The organism is Umboniibacter marinipuniceus (assembly GCF_003688415.1).
GTDB classification, from domain to species: domain Bacteria; phylum Pseudomonadota; class Gammaproteobacteria; order Pseudomonadales; family DSM-25080; genus Umboniibacter; species Umboniibacter marinipuniceus.
Window position 1 is genome coordinate 271,425 of record NZ_REFJ01000001.1, and the last position, 18,503, is coordinate 289,927.

Genomic DNA, 18,503 nt, shown 5'->3' on the forward strand with positions numbered 1-18,503 from the left:
GTGCGAAGCACCTCATCAAACCTCTGTTTCCTTTCATGCAACAATTATTAGGTTTAAGCTCATGAAGCCGAATTTATTTACTCCTTCCGCGCTTGCTTCAGCGATTGCTTTGGCACTGCTTAGTAGCCCTGCTGTAATGGCGCAAACCGGATTCGATCCCGAGCGACCAGCGCCGATTGAAGAAGTTTTGGTCACTGGACGTCAGCGCGACGCTGCAGAGCAGCTTATTGTGGAGCGAATTGAAGAGTCTCACCAAGTTGACATCTTAAGCGCCGAAACTATCTCCCGAGCAGGCGACTCGGACTTAGCCGCCGCGCTACGTCGGGTACCAGGATTAACTCTGCTGGGCGGTAAATATGTGTATGTTCGCGGTTTAGGGGAGCGCTATTCTTCTACTCAGCTCAACGGTGCCCAAGTACCCTCTCCAGACTTTAGCCGTAATGTGCTTCCTCTGGATATCTTTCCTACCGACATCATTGATTCAATGGTCATTCAAAAGTCTTACAGTGCCGATCTGCCAGCTGCCTTTGGCGGCGGCAATATCAATATTCGCACCAAAGGAATTCCGGATGACTTTGTCCTGAACTTAGAGCTATCTAGCGGCTTTAATAGCAGCTCGAAGGATGGCTTTACAAACTCCAACGGCGGAGATAGCTTGGGTGCAGCCGCTGACAGTATGGCGTTTCCAAGCGCTATTAGTCAGGGATTAACGGACTATCGTGGCGACCTCAGCGTATCAAATATTTTTGCGACGCTGCGGAGTTCAGATATCTCAGCAACGCGAAATGATGCGGTGGCAATTAATCAATCTTACGCCGCAAGCTTAGATCGCCAATTTGCCATTCAGCACCAATCCTTAGATCCCGACCGCAACGCCAAGTTAGCGTTGGGTAATAACTTCTTTCTTTCCGATGACTTAGAGATTGGCTTCTTGGCGCTTGCTGGACAAGAGAATAAATGGCGCAACAAGCATCGAATGACCAAAAATTGGGCTCAACCCAATGACATCTACACCGATACTCAGCGAACGGTTAATGAAATCTCGTTAACGGGGGCCTTTAACGTGGGCTTGCGTTACACGAATGATCATCAACTTCTCTTTAGTTCACTGTTTCTTCGTAATACTGAAGATGAAACCCGCGTGGCCATCGGCAATGACCTGAATACTATCCTAGCGGATGGTAACAGAGAGCGAGAATGGGCTACTCGCTACGAACAGCGTGAATTATTTGTTAATCAAGTGCGTGGAAGTCATCGCTTTGATGACACGCTATTTTTCGCACGTTTGGGTGCGGGCTGGTACTACTCCGATGCGACGGCTACCAGTGATGTGCCAGGAGAAGTCTCGGTGTTGGGGTTGGATAGTCTAACGACCGGGGGCGAGCTCGTGAGTTCGGCGATTCGTTCATCCTCAAGTGTAGCCTCCTTTAACTGGACTCGTCTTGATGATGAGGTCGAAAGCTATGGCTGGGAGTTCGAGGCTGGTGATGAGCTTGGAGACAGCGAATGGACCATAAGTGGTGGCTACGATTATTGGCTCAAGGTTCGTCACTTCGAATATCTCCCCACCAACATTAGTACCGCAGGCGTTCAAAACGCCGCAGACTTACGCGACAGTGGCGATGTTCTCACCCTGCCAGATCGTATTTTCGACGATGCGAGCCTTCTTGATGTGACTAGCGGCTTAGGTTTCCGAACGGGTGGCATTGGCTCTGAAAGTTATGTTGCTTTTTTGGAGAGCCACGCAGGTTGGGGTAGTTTGGATGTTCAATTATCAGAAGCTTGGCGTCTAAACGCAGGCGTCCGCTGGGAAGAATATACCCAGTTCTCGTTGCCTTACGACAGCTTAAACTATAGCGATGATCCAGTGGGACTGAGCGAGCAGGAAATCGTTGATTCCTTCAGTGTATCCGATGATTGGTACCCGTCTTTGGCGCTCACCTATAGTAACGGTGACTTTCTGGGCGCGGAGACCTTTCAAGTACGCACCTCAGTATCGCAAACGGTGGTTCGACCAGACTTACGCGAAGTTTCCGACGCAACCTATATTGATACCGTCACTGAATTTCGCGTTGTGGGTAATCCGCTCTTAGAACCCTCTGATCTCACCAACGCAGACTTACGCTTTGAATGGTTTTTTGAAAATGGCGATAGCTTAACTTCTACGCTGTTCTATAAGGATATTAGTGCGCCTATTGAGGCGATCCAACGCCCGGGCTCTGACGATAACTTAGTGATTGGTTTTGTGAACGCCGATTCCGCTGAGGTTTATGGGGTGGAGTTCGAAATGTTGAAAGATTTATCCCAACTGAGCTCGGGTCTGTTTGTCAGCGGTAATCTTACGCTTTCCGATTCGGAAATTCAGATTTCCCAATCGGATATTGGTTTGACAAATAATACACGGCGGATGAATGGTCATTCTGAATGGGTGGCCAATGCGGCGCTTGGCTACGACTCAGACGGCGGCTTGGTGTCGGCCAATATGGTCTACAACATTGCCGGCGAGCGACTGGTCTTTGCTGGGCGGGCGGGTGCGCCAGATGCCTATGAGCAACCCTTCAACTCACTGGATCTAAACGTCGATGTGTTTCCGCTAGAGGCGTTGCGAGTTCGGTTCAAGGTGCAAAACCTATTGGACGAAAAAGTCACCTTTGCGCAGGGTGATACGACCATTGTTGAACAAACGGTGGGTAGCAGCTACAGCTTGGGGCTTCGCTACGAATTCTAAGCGACAACTAGCGCCATCGAGCTGTGTAAGCGCCCACTATTGAGTGGGCGTTTTTCTTTCATCTTAGGCAGAAAAAGCCATTCAACCCTATTTTCGACCATTGATAAAAATGTTTAGCGCTAGCGAAAATACGCTGCTAAATTTAAGGTATCAAAGGAGAAATTCTGGTGCCTAAAAATTCGAAAAAAGCGGTAAGAATTGGCGTAGTTGGCGGTGGAATAAATGGGCTTTGTATCGCCCGTGAACTTGCCATGAAAGGCAACGACGTTACCCTCATTGAGGGCGGAGATTTTGGCCAAGCTACCTCCTCCGCATCGTCTAGAATGTTGCACGGCGGACTGCGCTACCTTGAACACGGTCAGCTCAGATTTGTTTACCATGCGCTCATGGAACGTGCTAGCTGGATAAAGCAGTACCCTCAACAAACGCGTGTCGTGGAAAATTTTATCCCCATCTATCGATCTCAAACGCGAAGCCGATGGTTAATTGGTGCTGGCGTTAAGCTTTATCAGTGGCTGAGTGGCCGCTACTCGCTAGGAGCGAGCCGCTGGTGGAGTCGCTATCAGTATCTGAGCCGCTTCCCCGATGCGAAGCATGGCGACTTAGTAGGAGCCTGGAGCTACTTTGACGTCATGATGGATGATCAAGCGCTGATGGCGGCTATCATTGATGAACTCAAAACGCTGGGAGTAAACCTTCGTTCTCAGTGCTCTGTGAGCCGGCTGAGCGTTGATGGCGAGGTAGAGCTGGCTACGGGCGAGAGCTTACACTTCGATAAGGTGGTTAATGCAGCGGGACCGTGGGCAAGTAATATTTTGAGGTCATCGGGTATTAGCAGCCGCTTTCATCTTGACTATATTCGCGGTAGCCATCTGATCATTAACCGGCGGATAGCGCACGGTGTTGTGCTCCAAGATGATGCAAAGCGCGTCATCTTCGCCCTGCCGTTGAACGGGAAAACACTCTTTGGTACCACCGAGGTAAGTCAGGCGGGGCCGACGAACACCGGAATTAGCGCAGACGAAAGGAGCTACTTGAGTCAGATTTATAATCGTCACTTCAATATTGCGCTGAGTCCCGATGAGGTGATTGCTACGACGTCTGGTGTCAGGCCAATAGTGCAGAGTGAAGAGGGGATGTCTAAGGCCTCCAGAGAGGCGGAAGTAGAAGTTATCGGTAGGCTCTGTAATGTCTTTGGGGGGAAGTGGACTTCGGCGCCAAGCTTAGCGAAGGACGTTGCGAAGAAGGTGGCTAGCATACCCAATTCATCGCTGTCCAAGGGAGAGGCGAGTACCAATCCAACCTCTATGACACGGCCTTCAGTTTCTTAGTAGGCGACACTTTCTTGAGCGGACTTAACGGCGTACACTGAATCCCTCAAAGACGAGGAATTATTATGACAGCCCCAGTGCTCACGCCGGTTGCACCAGTGCGATCGTCTTGGTGTCGAATCCTATTCAAACCGCTGGTGGCGCTAGTGCCTTTGGCAGTCACTTATACATTGTCTTTTGCGCCGTCAGCTTCAGCCGATATCTACCTTGTTAGGCACGCAGAGAAACTTGGCGGCGAGGACCCTGCGCTAACTTTCTGTGGTGAGCAGCGCGCACGGTGGCTAGCTAACTATTTTGCCTCGGCTTCTGTGACGGCAGTGTTCACTACTAACTATGTACGCACAACTGACACCGCGCGCCCAGTGGCACAGTATCACCAGCTTAAACTACAAACCTACGATCCACGTGCTCTTGATGCCCTTGCCAAGAAACTCGACGACTATACTGGTGACGTTGTGGTGGTAGGGCATTCAAACACCACGCCGCAACTGGCAAGCCTACTCGCGTCGGCCGAGGTGGACGATCTAGACGAAACGCACTATAACCGCCTGTATCGAATCACGAGGGAAGGCGAGTTACGGGTTGAGCTACAGACATTTGAATGTGTAGCTTCAGAGGATTCGAGTCACTGACGTCAGTCTTAGCGGACTGTTCCAAAAAGTTGGTGCATTAGGCCTGCTTCAAACTCAGTTTTAGCTTAGGTAACATCGCGGACTTATCCGCTTAACTTGGTGTCTTGGTGATTCGAGAAGCTATGCGAAATTGGTGCCGATAGGCTGAATGTACGTTGCTAATTTCAGTGCTCGTTTGCTTATACATTGTATTTATGGTGAGGAAACGCTATCTCTCTACATGGCCGAGCGCCGCATTAGGCGAACCTCAGCCATACAGAGTCCCATCTTAGAATCTAACGGCAAACTCAATCCCAAGTTCATTGAATACGTTGTCAAAACCGTGCCGATAAACAGCTGATAACCCAAACTGCTGATTAAACCAGTAATTGGTTTTCAGTGAGAGCGTTCGTCGGCTGTCACACTGAAAACAAGTATAATCATCCAAATATTGTTGATGAGAATATCTGCCAGCGACACTCCATTGACGATCAAAAAAGTATTCTAAATCCAACACTCCACCCATTGAGTCGTCAAAGTCAGAGCTTAAAGTCAAGCCATAAAGAAGTCCGGAGGAGTCCCCAAAGTCGAGATACTCGCGATAGGTTGCACCGAATAGATCAACTTCCGTTGCGAACTGAAGTGATATCCGCTGGGTACCGTTGAACTGCTTACCAACAGAAATTGCACTCACATCTGAATCCAAGTCTAGCAACGTAAAAATAAATTGATTGTCCGTTACATAGCTGCCACCAATCAGCATTAATGAATCGTCACCCTCATGATAAGCTGAGTCCCACTGCACATATTCCCGCGAAATCGCTAGTGACGACCTTGGATTTAAAAAGTTGAGCGCATTAAAGGGTGCGTCGACTTTGATCTCGCCAAAACTGTATCGGTAACCGACTAATAGCGAATCCTCGGTCACATCAGAACGTTCTCTATTCCAAGTCGAAGCGCCTAGTGTTAGTTCGTGATTAAATGATTGATTAAGTGCGGTATTCTGCGTCTCCGCAAAAGTGGTGCCGCAACTCAGCGCGATAACCGTGATTAGAGTACTGCGCAACATATGATGCTTCTCCTTAAGCTAATTATTTTTGAAACTATTTATTAGGCAATTAATAACTGGGGCTGGATCATATAACAAAGTTTTAAAAACCACCACAACCCCTCGGATCTACTTAGCCTCGGCATTATAAATGGGGACTGATCAACTACTTGGACATCTCAGGGGTGTCGTGGTTCAATTTGCTGGAAAAAGGTCAGTTAGCCTTAGACGTTTCCTCGGATAGGTACTGACAAGTTAACTCCGCCGCCGAGATAATTTGCCCATGAGCATTTACAAGCGCCACCGATTTTTGCCCGATGTCATGCAGTTTTTTAAAAGTGCACTCGGCTGTTTGCAACTTGTTCAATATTCAACGACATCTTTGCTCGGCGGCGCCGACACGATTGCGCCGCGATCGGGCTTTTGCCTATTTTCGCGAGTACTATCATCCAAGTTTTATACGCTCGGATGATAATGGTGTTATACTCCGAATAAGCCAGTCTAGGATGATAGCAAATGATTGAGCTAAGCCATAATACTCAAAATGCTTACTTGGATTTATTAGCAGCATGCCAAACCCCTGCATTCGATGGTAAAGGTATTTCGTTTGTACGGAAAAAAATTCGCGATCAATATTACGTCTACACATCAACAAAAGTTGGCCAAGCTCCAATTCAAAGATATTTAGGTCCTGATAACGAAGAAACTCAAAAACTCGTCGAGAGAGAGAAAGCGCTGTGGGCGGCAGGAGAGGTCGATCGTAGGGCTCGAGCTATCTTGGTTAATCAGCTACTCGCGGGAGGTGCGCGGGCGCTTACAGCACAAGAGGGTAAGGTGCTAAAGCTTTTAGAGCGAAGCGGGATGTTCCTTTATGGCGGCGTTTTAATAGGTACGCCCGCCTTTAATTTAATAGGAACCATGCTTGGGGTTGTGTGGTCAGACTCGTTCGCGACGAGCGATCTAGATATAGCTGTCGATACTCAATTGCCGGTGGTGGTTGATGATAAGTCAGTTGATCTTACTCAAATACTAGAAGATAGCGGTATGGGATTTGTTGAAGTGGGCATGCTGAATCCCAAGCATCCTTCAACTGCCTATAAAATTCGAGGACAACAGTATAGTGTTGAACTGTTGACGCCAATGCGCGGAAAACCAGACTCGAAGCCAGTCTATATAAAGCAATTCAATGCGGCTGCAGAACCCCTTCGATTTTTAGATTATTTGCTCCACGAAATTCAGCCGGCGGTTGCCGCATTCGATACGGGACTTCTTGTCAATGTACCTGAACCTGCTCGGTTTGCATTGCACAAATTAGTGACCAGTCAGCGTAGGCCAGCATCGCAAGCGGCTAAGTCAGTAAAGGATATATATCAGGCCGAACAAGTTCTGAAAGTCTTGGCAGATAGAAATATTGGCGCCATCTATGCGGCTCTGGAGGCGGCCGAGAAAATGGGCGATAAGTTCATGAGACAGATGGAAGCTGCGGCTCAGCAGTTGCCGAAGGAGTTGAATCCGTTAACGTTGTAGGATGGTACTGGCAAGTTGACTTAGCCTTGAAGATAATTTGCCCAAGACGATTTATCAGCGCCACTGATTCTCGTCCGATGTCATTCGGTTGGCCGTTAGGTCTTACTATAAATTCAGTTTTAGTTTTCGGGATGTTGAGAATTGCTCGCGGGGCGAAGCATTGAATTAAGTCGAGAATCGATTCGAACCTGGTTTTGGAGTATGGCCCGCCCTAGTGGGTTCGAACCACTGGCCTCGGCCTCCGGAGTGTTGAAATATAGCTCTGATTTTAAACGTATATATTTTCACATCAATCGACTTTAAACGACCTCATGCCTCTACGCCAGTTATGACGTGCGATGTAGCTTAACGTCGACTGTGACATTTTAGTGTGGACTCATTTACAAAGACAACCGCGTGGTCGAAAATGTCACATTCGCAGTCTCATTAATAACGCAATATCGATCAATTCGTGCGCTAGTTCACAATCTCCGCCTCCGTTATTATTGGTGCTTGTGCAATCTAATTGACTAAAATAATGTTGACTGCGATTAGAATTATACTTCACGGAAGAATCAAGATAATGACAAGCACCAAGCACCAAGCACCAAGCACCAAGCACCAAGCACCAAGCACCAAGCACCAAGCACCAAGCACCAAGCACCAAGCACCAAGCACCAAATCAATTCATTAGTCGTTTCAAATTAAACGCTCAACTGATCGTTGCCGTTTTCTCAGTAGTTCTTTTCTTTGCAGCCCTACCAGCGACTGCTGATTGTGACGAGCAGACTACACAAGCTGGTATGCAAGCATATTTTGCCGACCCTTGTGACGGAGACGTAGTTGACAATATTTATGTCATTGGCTCGCGAATAGCATTATCGTGGGGAGGTGGTACACCGAGCGCGGTTTCATCCGTATCCTACGGAAAAGACGATAATTCCAAGAAAGACTTGCTGGACTTTGCTGTCGATATTCCTGAGTTGGATGTAGACGACACCGAAGAGTTTCAATGTAATTCGGAAGGAAATGGCAGTGTTGCTGCTGGAACAGCATTTTTCAGCGGGAATCCGATCGATGTAGTTAGAGGCATTAAGCTTCAATGGGAAAGTGACTACAAATCGGGGCACCGCTTACCGCTGCGTGTTAATCGACTATATCGTAGCGACGTAACTGAGTTGGCATTGTACGGTAAGGGATGGTCTGAAGCGTCGCTTCCATCGCTCGCGCACAACGCTGAGAATGTAATAAGCATCGCAGTCCAAGGGTTGGTTTACGCGTTTTATTATGATGGCACAAACGCCTCGCCGTTGAATTCATTAGAGCATGGGGCTACGCTCGAGTTACTAGCAAGCGAGTGGAGCTTTGTTCTTCCCGGTCGATTCCGTGCTCGCTTTGTAGCAGGTTCCCAGTCTGCTCTTAGCTATGGCCGCGTTATTCAGGTCTCGAATGTGACCGGCGATACCCTCAGCTATTCGTACAGCAACACAACAACCCGTCTCCCTTATCGAGTGGCCCACTCCTCAGGTTCACAACTGAACTACAACTACCAAACGCTCAACGTCAGCTGCACGGGTTCCGAGTGCAACAAAGTCGTCACGTCGATCAGTACAGACCAAGGAACTTGGGACTACAACTACGACAACAATGGTCGACTAACGGAAGTGATTAGCCCAACAGGCGTAAAGACCGGCTACATGTACGATTCATCTCATCGACTCATTGGTCGAACCAACGATGACGGTATTCGAGTGCGTTGGTGGGGTTACGACAGTAATGGCCGCGCTAACTTGTCACGTAAATACGGTAACGAGGAAGAAGTAACGGTTACGTACTCAAGCTTCTATTCGTCGGAATTCGGGCGCACGGTGAATCAAGCACAAGTTAACGACGAACATGGTCGAGTCACAAATGTGATCTACGCCGATGACGCCTTAGGTGTGCCTAGAATTCTGAAGAACCAAGCAGTGGGCGACAGCAGCTGCCCGAGTGCCGTAGCAGAATTCACTTACGAACCCGATACCGGTCGTTTAGCCTCCGAACTAACCAACGGAGGTGTGCTGGCCACCTACACTTACGATGTTTATGGCTTTCCGATTTCTCGAACCGAGACCGCTTCAGACATCGATACAACACAAGTGACGCGTAGCTTCCACAGCCAGGTCTGGGGTAAGCTCGATAGCGAAACACTTCGTTTTGATGGTCAAGATCAACACCGCGTTAACTACACCTATTGCACAGCAAATAATTCCACGTGCAAAGTCGGCTTGCCTACTGCAATGACTGTCACTGACTTAGTGAATGGAGGAAGTCGCACCACAAGCTGGAACTACACCGTTAACGGCAACGGTCGGGTCACTAAGGTTGAGGAGATCTCACCGACCAACGTAAAACTTACCATGGAATACAACGACGCAGGTCTTATAACGCGACAGTCGCTCAACAACGACGTTCAACTGCAAGTGCTGAGTTATGGTGCAGCTGGTTTGCCAACGTCGGTCCAGTACGAAAATCTCTACAAGGTAAATACCGCCTACAATAATGACGGCCAGCCAACACAAGCCTCCTATCAAATGCTCGACGGAAGCTCTACTCTCACTACTACCTATGAGTACAACAACCTTGGTCAGCTCGTGAATGTCGTTCGACCGAGTAGTCAAACGACGACAGGTGAGTCATTTGACTATGATCAAAACGGCCGCCTGATCACTCGAAGTCTTGGAACTTGGGTAGATGAAGAGCCGCCATTACCGCCTCCCCCCCTTCCTGGTTGTAACCCCTGGGAACCAACCTGCTTTAACGAGCTTTGAGAGGAGGAATAGCGATGCATACAGCAAATAGATTAATAATTTGGGTACTTAGCGTAGCGGCAATTACGTCACCATTGCCGGCTTTAGCGTCAGACTATACTGCGTATTTGACAGCCTATAATAACCAGGGGCTTGTAAGCGAAGTCTCGACGATGGAGCGTAGCAACGCGACGTCATCAAGCACCTATCACTATCGGAGAGGATATGAGTACAACTCAATGGGTAAGGTTATCAAGGAGTTTCTCTACGAAAATCCGGACTTAAATACCCAGCCCACCATGACATTCGAGTACGATTACGACGGTCGCGGGAACCTGATTGCCAAGCGTGAAGGTGGTGGTGAATTCAGCTACCAATACGACTCGAAAAACCGGTTAATCACTGAGATCGAACCGAACGGCGAAACCACACGTTACGAGTATGGAGCGTTCGATCAAGTCACTAAACTCACGCGAGGTGCCTTGATTACAACCTATAACTACAATGGCTTCGGCGAGTTAGTAAGTGAAGTGAGCCCAGTAAGCGGAACTACAACTTACACCTACAATGCTCAAGGCCAAATCGAAACGGTCACACGTGCCGACGGACGAAAAGAAACATTTAGCTACCAAAGCGGTACAGGACGTCTTTGGAAACACGTGATCAATGGTGCCGGAACTACGGAACTGCTCTACCAACGATATTACAATCAGGACGGTCTATTAAGCCAAGTCGATCACTATTCCGCTGCCACTTTGGTTACCCGGAAGCAGTATGCCTACGACGATTTCGGTCGTGTAACTCGCGAGCGTATGGTGATTGGTTCGGTAACCCGTGATCTGAGTTCGGAGTATTCGCCCACAACGGGGCAGTTAACGCGCCTCACTCACCCCGGCGGTCGAAAAGTCGAATACACTTACGATAACGGCGTATATGAGTGGGCATCTAAGGTTGAGGTAATAAACGCAAATAGTACATATCGCAGGGTTGCTGCTAGTGACGTCAACTACAACCCGTTCGGGCAAATTGAAGGGTACAGCATGCGTGGCGGTGGTGCTCAATTAAAAAGTTACAACGGTTTTGGGATGTTGAAACAACAGAGCGTGCTTAACAGTAGTGGCTACGCCACTCTCAGTCAAAGCTATAGCTATCAGGCAGGCGACCCGGTTCGATTGGTGATGGCAACCGATCACCTCAGCACCAACAATTCGCGTTGGTACCATTATGGCTCAAACAATCAACTGACCGCGGTGACGGGCGGTAATCCGATGTACCCGCAGGTAAAAGATAGCATTCAGTATGGAACGAACGGCAATATTATTAGCCGAACAGGCGTGAGTGGTACGTTTAGCTACAACAGCTACGGCCAGCTTCAGAGTGCCGGCAACAAGAGCTTTGGCTATAACAGCATCGGCAACGTCACTAGTACACGTTTTCCAAACGGTGTCACAGGGGCCCTTGAATACGACGCACGTGGCTTAACGAATCGCTACACCTGGAGCGGCAATGACGTTCGCCTAACTCGAGATGAATCCAATCAACTGGTGCAGCTCAAAAACGGCAGCCAAAGCGACTATTTTACGTTTGTGGGAGCGAATTTGTTGAGTCATTGGGATGAGAGTAAGACCAAGCATATTGACTACATCTATTTGAATGGGCAATTATTGTCGGTGCATAATACAAACACCTTTAGGCACATTGCGACGGGTCACTTAGGTCAACCAGTCGGTATGTTTAAAGATGTGGCTGCAACCGACTTGGTTTGGCGTGGCGTTCATAACGGATACGACATCGAAGAGACCACTACGACTGAGTCACTTCATGTTAAGTTCCCTGGCCAATACGACATCATAGGAAACGGTTTGTACTTCAACTATCACCGAGATTACGACCCTAGTATTGGGCGATACTTGCAAAGCGACCCGATTGGTAATGCGGGTGGCGTGAACACCTATGCGTACACGAACGGGAATCCGGTGATGATGGTGGATCCTTGGGGTTGGTGTCCTGACAACTTAGCCCCATTTCATTTAATAGCTGAAGAATTTCCTACTTGGTGGGGCGGCTCCGAAACGGAAGACCTTCGTAGTGGTATCCAAGCTTCAGCCGAGATTGGAGCGGTACCTTTTAAAATACTGCGGGCTCCGCAAGCCGCAATGGACGCATCCGAGATGTATTTGTATTACTCGAATGGTGACTGGCAGAATTTCACCATGAAAGGCCTTGAACTTCTCGCTGGGAAAACGGCGGGTGAGTATGTAAGAAGGGGGCTAGACGGAGGCGAAACAGCTCAAGAAGCGGCCTCATATGGCGCCGGGAAATTTACAGAACAGGTAATCGAAAACGACTGTAGTTGTGAGGGTGTTGATGGGTTATAAGTATCGAGGGCTCGGGAGCATTGTCGTACTCTTGTTACTTTGGGTTGTGCCAACTGTCGCAGATCCAAGCTCAGTTATCAAACATTCCGTTCGATTTTTGTGGTATTGCTATTTTTACTGTCTAGTTTTGCGCCCGTTCTTTTATAATATGGAAATTCAATCTTTGTTCCATATTGCAATCGGCCGTCACGAAGGAAAAGCATACCGTTGCTTAATCGTAGTGATGGAGTCAATAATAGTGCTACTACTTGCGTTGGCGTAAGTTTTAGGGGCGGGCTTTCAGGGGGGTACGCCCAACCGCGGGTTTGGGTGAGTCGGTTAGGCTCCAGTTAATCCCACAATTGCATTTAACTTTGGCTGGTGATGGTATCGCTACAAGGGACAACAAAGAGTGAAAACAATACTAAGCTTTTTAATCTGGTCGAGTTTAGCGATCATCCTTCATTCCGGTGTGTCAGCTCAGTAGGTACTGGCAAGTTAACTCAGCCTCCAAGATAATTTGCCCATAAGTATTTACAAGCGCCACCGATTTTCATCCGATGTCATTCAGTTCGCTGTTTGGGCTTCCTATAAATTCAGTCTGAGTTTACGCGACGTCGAGGATTTGTTAGCCGAGCGAGGCATTGATGTAAGCCGCGAATCGATTCGAAGCTGGTGTCGTAAGTTCGGTCGGATCTATCAAAAGCGTTTGCGTTCTGCGGCTGAGGTGTTTGGTGACACGTGGTTCATGGATGAAGTATTCATCAACAACAAAGGTGAGCGACATTATCTCTGGCGAGCCGTTGATCAAGATGGCGATGTCATCGATGTTTTAGTTCAAAAACGTAGAGATACCAAAGCAGCTAAACGCTTCTTCCGACGATTACTTGTTTCGAACCGGCAGTTAACACCGAGAACAATCGTTACTGATAAACTCGGCAGCTATCGTGGTGCTCATCGAGCGCTGACACCAAATTCAGAACACGATACGATGCAATATCGTAATAATAGATCCGAGTCTTCTCATGAGCCGACGCGAGTTCGAGAGCGGCAGATGCGGCGATTTAAGTCGAGGAGTCAAGCACAGCATTTTCTAAATGTTCACTCGGCGGTTTATAACCTGTTTAACATTCAACGACACCTTTGCTCGGCGGCGCTAACACGATTGCGCCGCGATAGGGCTTTTGCGTGTTGGCGTGAGATAACTGTGGGTTGATGGATTGGGCAACTAGCGGTAGGCTGGTTTTTAGTAGTTAACTTGCCAGTACCCTCCGGAGGGCTCAGCGCCGGTAAGTCACGCCGAGTGCATCCTTAAGTTCAGTCAACCACGGCTCAAAGTTTCGCCATTGATCAACGCCCTGTCGGTAGATTGGTGTGCGGACTTGTTCGGAGCTTGCGGTTCGTACCGAGCGCTTGTTGTTATGGAATTCTATGCAGGCCGCTTCAAAGGGTAGCTCACAGTAGTCCAGAATAGCGCTAACTTGTCCTGCTAAATCGTCTACTACATTTTCATAGTCAACGGTTAGAATTTCGCCCGGATACGCGCTATGCCAATGATCCATTAGGCGAACATAATCAGCGTAGTAGTGGCCAATATCGGTTAGCGAGTACGAGAATTCCTGCCCCTCGGCGAAGAGCTGTTTGAATCCTGAGAAGCAACACGCCATAGGGTGGCGACGAGCGTCAATGATTTTTGCATTGGGTAGAATGCTTTTGATTAAGCCGATATGACGGAAGTTATTAGGCATCTTATCTATGAAGAAAGGCGCGCCCGAACGGTGAATCTGGGTGTCATTGATATAGGCCTCACCAAATTCCTTTAGCGCCTCAGTCGGCAAATTCTTTAGACATTCCGGGTAGTTCCCGGCTGGATGCTGTTCGTCTCCACGCCTAAGTTGATGCACAAGTGCGAGGATATTTGGTAGCTCGAGCGTGCCATCTACTTGGCTGTGTGAAGCGAGTATTTGCTCAAGTAAGGTTGATCCTGCACGGGGTAGGCCAACAATAAAAATGGGATCTTTCGCCGCTGCACCGCCATTCCCTGAAACTGCTGCGTATTCGCTATCGATGTGGGCAATTTGACGGTCAACTTCATCACTAATCGCATCGCCACGGTAATTGGACTGCTGCTTTTTGAGTTCGCAGCCTTGGGCATAGTAACGGAAGGATTCGCCGAAGGCCTCTCGATCCTCCATGGCTTTACCCAGCGCAAAGCTCAAGTAGGTCTGATCAATACCTGCCAGCGCTTGCCGTTTGCTCATGAGCTGCTCCATTTGTGAAACTTCGGCATCATTGAACTCAACCATCTTAAGGTTGGCCAGTGAATACCAGGCTTCGCCATGTTCAGGTTTGACAGCAATTGCTTGGCGATAGCAGTCAACTGCTTCGGACTGCAACCCCTTGGTTTTTAACGCATGCGCTTTGGATACCAAGGTAATGGGGTCATTGGGCTGTTGTGCTAGCACGGTATTAAATGCTTCAATCGCTTCGTCGTAGCGCCCTACTTGCATGAGCTCAATGGCATAGATTGAGAGGCATTGGCTGTTTTCGGGAAAGGCTTGGTGAAGCGCCTTGCTCTCCGCTAAGGCCGCCTCGTATTTTTGTCGCTTACGCAATAATTGAACGTACTCAGTGCGCACTCTTACATTCTTTGGCGCCCAGCTCGCGGCATGGTTGAGTAAAGTCTCAGCGTCATCCATTGCGCCAAGCTTGATACCAATTTCCGCCAATAATCGCATAGCTTCAATGTTTTTAGGTTGCTTGCTTAAGACCAATCTACAGAGCTTCTCTGCTTTAACAAAGCGGCCCTCATTACAGTGATCGAGCGCTACTTGGAGCGGTTTAGGCAAGTTGGAGAGGTAGTTAAGCTGTTGTTGTGAAATTTGGGCAGCAACTAGGTCGCCACGGCGTTGTTCGGCTCGCACCATTTCAGTCCACGCGGCAATTAACGCATTGTTGTGGCGAACGGCAAGCTGGTAGTAATGATAGGCAGGATCTAGCTGGTGCTGATCTCGTAGTTGGTGCGCCTTTTCTTGATAGCCACGGCCAAAACTTGGGTCGACGTTGAGAAGTTGGTCAATAAACTCTTGCGCCACCTGGAACTGGCAGTCGTAGCGAGCGGCAACAGCACCCAAGTACAGTAAATGGAGGTCGTCGGGGAAAGAGCGAAGCGCTTGTTCGGCTTGATGAATAACGGTTTGATACTGCTTAGTGCGTAGCAGCTGCTCAAGTTTTTGGTGTATTTCAGCCAAGTCCGAGTTGTTCAAAGGTAACTCCGAGAAAGTCATGTGCCGCAGGATCTGCGACACATGAAATGTTGATTTAGAATGAATAGCTCATTCTAACACCAATCGTACGCGGGCGAGCGTAATTGATGCGCGCGCGGTCAAAGTTGAAGTTGCCAGAGATCTCGGCCTGCTCATCCGTTAAGTTGTCAATGTAACCTTCCAACGTCCACTCATCTGCGCTAACACCGGCGGTTAGGCCAAGCAACATCCAGGCATCCAGCTCTAAACGGTTAATATCAATGATGTCGGTGTACACAGTGTCCGAGTAGGACGCATGAGGCATCACGTGCGCCGTGAAGTTTTCAAACACTGGCCATTCATAACGCGCTGAAAGTGTTACCTGAAGCTCGGGGGCAAAAGCTAGCGAATCACCTTTATTTACGTCATCCGTTGGTGTCAAAACTTCAGTGATTTCCGTATCAAGCATCGAGAATGAGGCATTGACCATCAGGCCTTCGAGGTTCAACGGTGCCCACACTAGGTCACCCTCCAATCCCAGTACTTCAGCGTTCGCCGCGTTGTCCGCGAAGAACAGGTTGGTGATTGATGGGTCAAAAATAGTGGTCTGTAGGCGGCTGATGTCCACGAAGAACAAGCTACCGTTGAAGCGGACGGTACGATCTAACCACTCCGTTTTCCAACCGAATTCATAGTTTTTCACTTCATCGGTGTCTAGGGCAAACGGTACGCTAAAACCTTGTCCGTTGGTTGAGCCGCCAGGACGATTGAGCAGACCAGGGCGGAAACCCTCTGAGAAGGTAACGTAGTAGAGTGCATCATCCATGGGACGCCAGTTCAAGGTGGCCTTGAAAATAGTACCTGAGGTATGCGCTTCGTCCGGTGCATTTAGCGCCGCAACCACGTAGGCAGGGGTATTCGCGTCTACTGTATCTAGCGTGTAAGTGGTTTGGTTGCCGCTACAGTCTTTACGATCGGTAAATTCACCATCACCGTTATAGAGGTCACTGATATCGGTGCCGTAAGCTTGCATATCTTGTGTGAAGAATAAGGCACGGTTACAGAATGAAGAGTTTGCACTACCTTCCATGTCTACGCTCACATCATAGTAGCGTGCGCCCACGATGGCCGAGAGGGTCTCACTCAGGTCAAAGGTGATTTCGCCAAAAATACCGTACTGCTCATCGGTACGAAGCACATCGTTACGGAAAATAACCCCAGGTGGGAAGGCGCCGGTATCGGAGCGATAACCAGTATCAAAGGCGTAGTTATCTACGAAGCCTAAGCCGCCATCAATGTGAACCGAGTTGGCATAATCAAAGTCATTACGCTCTTTCAGCTCCAGGTCACTATAGAAAAGACCTGCCGTGGCTCGAATAGAGGCAGTTTGATCGGTACTGATACGGAATTCGTGCGTCTGCACGGTTGTCTCACTCGTTACGTCAACCAATAGGTTGGGAGCCTGACAGGTGCCAGCAGGGCCGGCAGCGCCTGGGTACACAACGCTGTAATCACAGAGGTAATACGGCAGGTATTGCCCCACGAAGAGGTAATCAGTGTAGTCAACCGTTTGATCAGTATTACGGCTGGTATATGCACCCGTATAGACCATTTCCAAGTCAGCAAATTCGCCAGTTAAGGTCCAGTTGTAGTTATCAAATGAATCGTCAAGGTGGTTATCTGTAAAGCTGGCGATTTCATAATCATCTAGCTCTGGGTCCGCAGAGAAGACGCCATCGGCTTCAATCGTCTGAGTACCAAAGCCAACTAGCAGTTCCCAGTTTTCAGCAAGGTCGAAGAGAGCGCTAACTCGAGCTCCTTCGTAAACTACACCATTGAAGTCTTCTTCTACGAAGTCGGCATTATCGGCTTGAAGAAAGTTGACGTTACTAAGGTCTTGGCCTGCTTGGAAACCTTCGCGGCCGGCGCTAACTGGAACGCCATTGGCCCGCACGGTACCAGCTGAACGGAATCGACCACTTTCGGAGAGGTCAATGGTTGAAGCAACGTTGTCAATGTAGCCGCCCTGATCATCGCGATACAGTACCGCACGAACCGTGACACCATCGCTCACCGGTAGGTTGTACATCACCTCAACGTTGTTGCTGGCGTCACCGCCACTGGTACTTGCTACGCCCAGCTTAAGCTTACCGTATTGGTCCGTTGGATCGGGCTTGTTGGTAATGAGTCGCATGAGTCCGGCTTGCGAGCTCGCGCCAAAAAGCGTGCCTTGAGGGCCCGATAACACTTCAACTCGCGACATATCTGCCGCGTAGACATCTAGATTTCGACCTGGTTGTGAGAGCGGTTGCTCATCCAGGTAGAGCGCCACGTTCGGGGCTAAGCCAGCCACGCCTGCCGTGGTTAGGTTTGGTGTTGTTGAGGCGACACCGCGAATGTACACGGTGTTTTGCCCTGGACCACTTCCGCCAGCGGTAACGCCAGGTAAGTGAACCAGGTAGTCAGTGAAATTGGAGATGCCAAACTGCTCGAGAGACTCCTCGGTGATCGCTTCAACAGCTACCGGAATATCCTGTGCATTTTCAGCACGCTTGGTGGCGGTCACTACAACCTCTTCAATTTGAGCATGTGTATTGGCAACTAGGCCAATAGTCACCATGCCAATTGCTTGGCTTAGCGTTGTCTTGCGCATGTAATCCCCCTAGGATTTCACTGAGTGTCTGATGTGCATTTAGGTTAGTTTTATTTAGCTTTAAGTGAATTATATTGAACTCTAATTAAAATTTCAGCAAATTGTTGGCTTTTAGTACGAATTTTCACCTATTTCAGTTGTTAGCTTGGCGTTGAAGGTGCTCTGGCTGTCAGATTTGGCGGTTGTTACAGCGATTGCGGTGGATGAGTGTTTTGTTGTTGTGATGACTAATCGA

Annotated in this window: 10 protein-coding genes; 7 read left to right on the forward strand and 3 right to left on the reverse strand. The window is 48.8% G+C overall.

The window, feature by feature from the left end:
- The first annotated feature begins 61 nt into the window (after positions 1-61).
- The 3 genes from DFR27_RS01260 (at position 62) to DFR27_RS01270 (ending at position 4,691) form a co-directional block, all read left to right on the forward strand.
- Complete coding sequence (locus DFR27_RS01260) at positions 62-2,728, forward strand: TonB-dependent receptor domain-containing protein (RefSeq protein WP_170150732.1); 2,667 nt, start codon at positions 62-64, stop codon at positions 2,726-2,728.
- A gap of 167 nt (positions 2,729-2,895) precedes the next feature.
- A complete protein-coding gene (locus DFR27_RS01265; protein ID WP_170150733.1) occupies positions 2,896-4,059 on the forward strand; it encodes an FAD-dependent oxidoreductase in 1,164 nt (387 codons plus the stop codon).
- Positions 4,060-4,124: 65 nt separating this feature from the next.
- Positions 4,125-4,691: a SixA phosphatase family protein gene (locus DFR27_RS01270; protein ID WP_121875646.1), complete on the forward strand. Its 567-nt coding sequence runs from the start codon at positions 4,125-4,127 to the stop codon at positions 4,689-4,691.
- A 268-nt stretch (positions 4,692-4,959) separates the two neighbouring features.
- On the opposite strand, the gene DFR27_RS01275 is transcribed toward DFR27_RS01270, so the two are convergent.
- The gene (locus DFR27_RS01275) at positions 4,960-5,739 is read right to left on the reverse strand and encodes a hypothetical protein (protein WP_121875647.1); all 780 of its coding nucleotides are present in this window, start codon (positions 5,737-5,739) and stop codon (positions 4,960-4,962) included.
- A 495-nt stretch (positions 5,740-6,234) separates the two neighbouring features.
- On the opposite strand from DFR27_RS01275, the gene DFR27_RS01280 reads away from it, so the two are divergent.
- From DFR27_RS01280 to DFR27_RS01300, 4 genes are all read left to right on the forward strand, one after another.
- Positions 6,235-7,245: a GSU2403 family nucleotidyltransferase fold protein gene (locus DFR27_RS01280; RefSeq protein WP_121875648.1), complete on the forward strand. Its 1,011-nt coding sequence runs from the start codon at positions 6,235-6,237 to the stop codon at positions 7,243-7,245.
- A gap of 782 nt (positions 7,246-8,027) precedes the next feature.
- Positions 8,028-10,034, forward strand: coding sequence for a DUF6531 domain-containing protein (locus DFR27_RS01290; protein WP_121875650.1), 2,007 nt, complete (start codon positions 8,028-8,030; stop codon positions 10,032-10,034).
- A 152-nt stretch (positions 10,035-10,186) separates the two neighbouring features.
- Positions 10,187-12,391 carry an RHS repeat-associated core domain-containing protein gene (locus DFR27_RS01295; protein WP_211327524.1) on the forward strand — a complete coding sequence of 735 codons (2,205 nt, stop codon included), beginning with the start codon at positions 10,187-10,189 and terminating at the stop codon, positions 12,389-12,391.
- A gap of 505 nt (positions 12,392-12,896) precedes the next feature.
- Positions 12,897-13,586, forward strand: coding sequence for an IS6 family transposase (locus DFR27_RS01300; RefSeq protein WP_425452012.1), 690 nt, complete (start codon positions 12,897-12,899; stop codon positions 13,584-13,586).
- 64 nt (positions 13,587-13,650) lie between these two features.
- On the opposite strand, the gene DFR27_RS01305 is transcribed toward DFR27_RS01300, so the two are convergent.
- A complete protein-coding gene (locus DFR27_RS01305; RefSeq protein ID WP_211327525.1) occupies positions 13,651-15,636 on the reverse strand; it encodes a tetratricopeptide repeat-containing sulfotransferase family protein in 1,986 nt (661 codons plus the stop codon).
- A gap of 55 nt (positions 15,637-15,691) precedes the next feature.
- Positions 15,692-18,268 (reverse strand): TonB-dependent receptor, encoded by a 2,577-nt coding sequence (locus DFR27_RS01310; RefSeq protein ID WP_121875653.1) that lies wholly within the window; start codon positions 18,266-18,268, stop codon positions 15,692-15,694.
- Positions 18,269-18,503 lie beyond the last annotated feature (235 nt).

What these genes read in the sequence shown, in the direction of transcription:
- DFR27_RS01260 (WP_170150732.1), top strand. Translation starts at nt 62, where the DNA reads ATGAAGCCGAATTTATTTACTCCTTCCGCGCTTGCTTCAGCGATTGCT.
- DFR27_RS01270 (WP_121875646.1), top strand. Translation starts at nt 4,125, where the DNA reads ATGACAGCCCCAGTGCTCACGCCGGTTGCACCAGTGCGATCGTCTTGG.
- DFR27_RS01275 (WP_121875647.1), bottom strand. Translation starts at nt 5,739, where the DNA reads ATGTTGCGCAGTACTCTAATCACGGTTATCGCGCTGAGTTGCGGCACC.
- DFR27_RS01280 (WP_121875648.1), top strand. Translation starts at nt 6,235, where the DNA reads ATGATTGAGCTAAGCCATAATACTCAAAATGCTTACTTGGATTTATTA.
- DFR27_RS01290 (WP_121875650.1), top strand. Translation starts at nt 8,028, where the DNA reads ATGCAAGCATATTTTGCCGACCCTTGTGACGGAGACGTAGTTGACAAT.
- DFR27_RS01295 (WP_211327524.1), top strand. Translation starts at nt 10,187, where the DNA reads ATGGAGCGTAGCAACGCGACGTCATCAAGCACCTATCACTATCGGAGA.
- DFR27_RS01310 (WP_121875653.1), bottom strand. Translation starts at nt 18,268, where the DNA reads ATGCGCAAGACAACGCTAAGCCAAGCAATTGGCATGGTGACTATTGGC.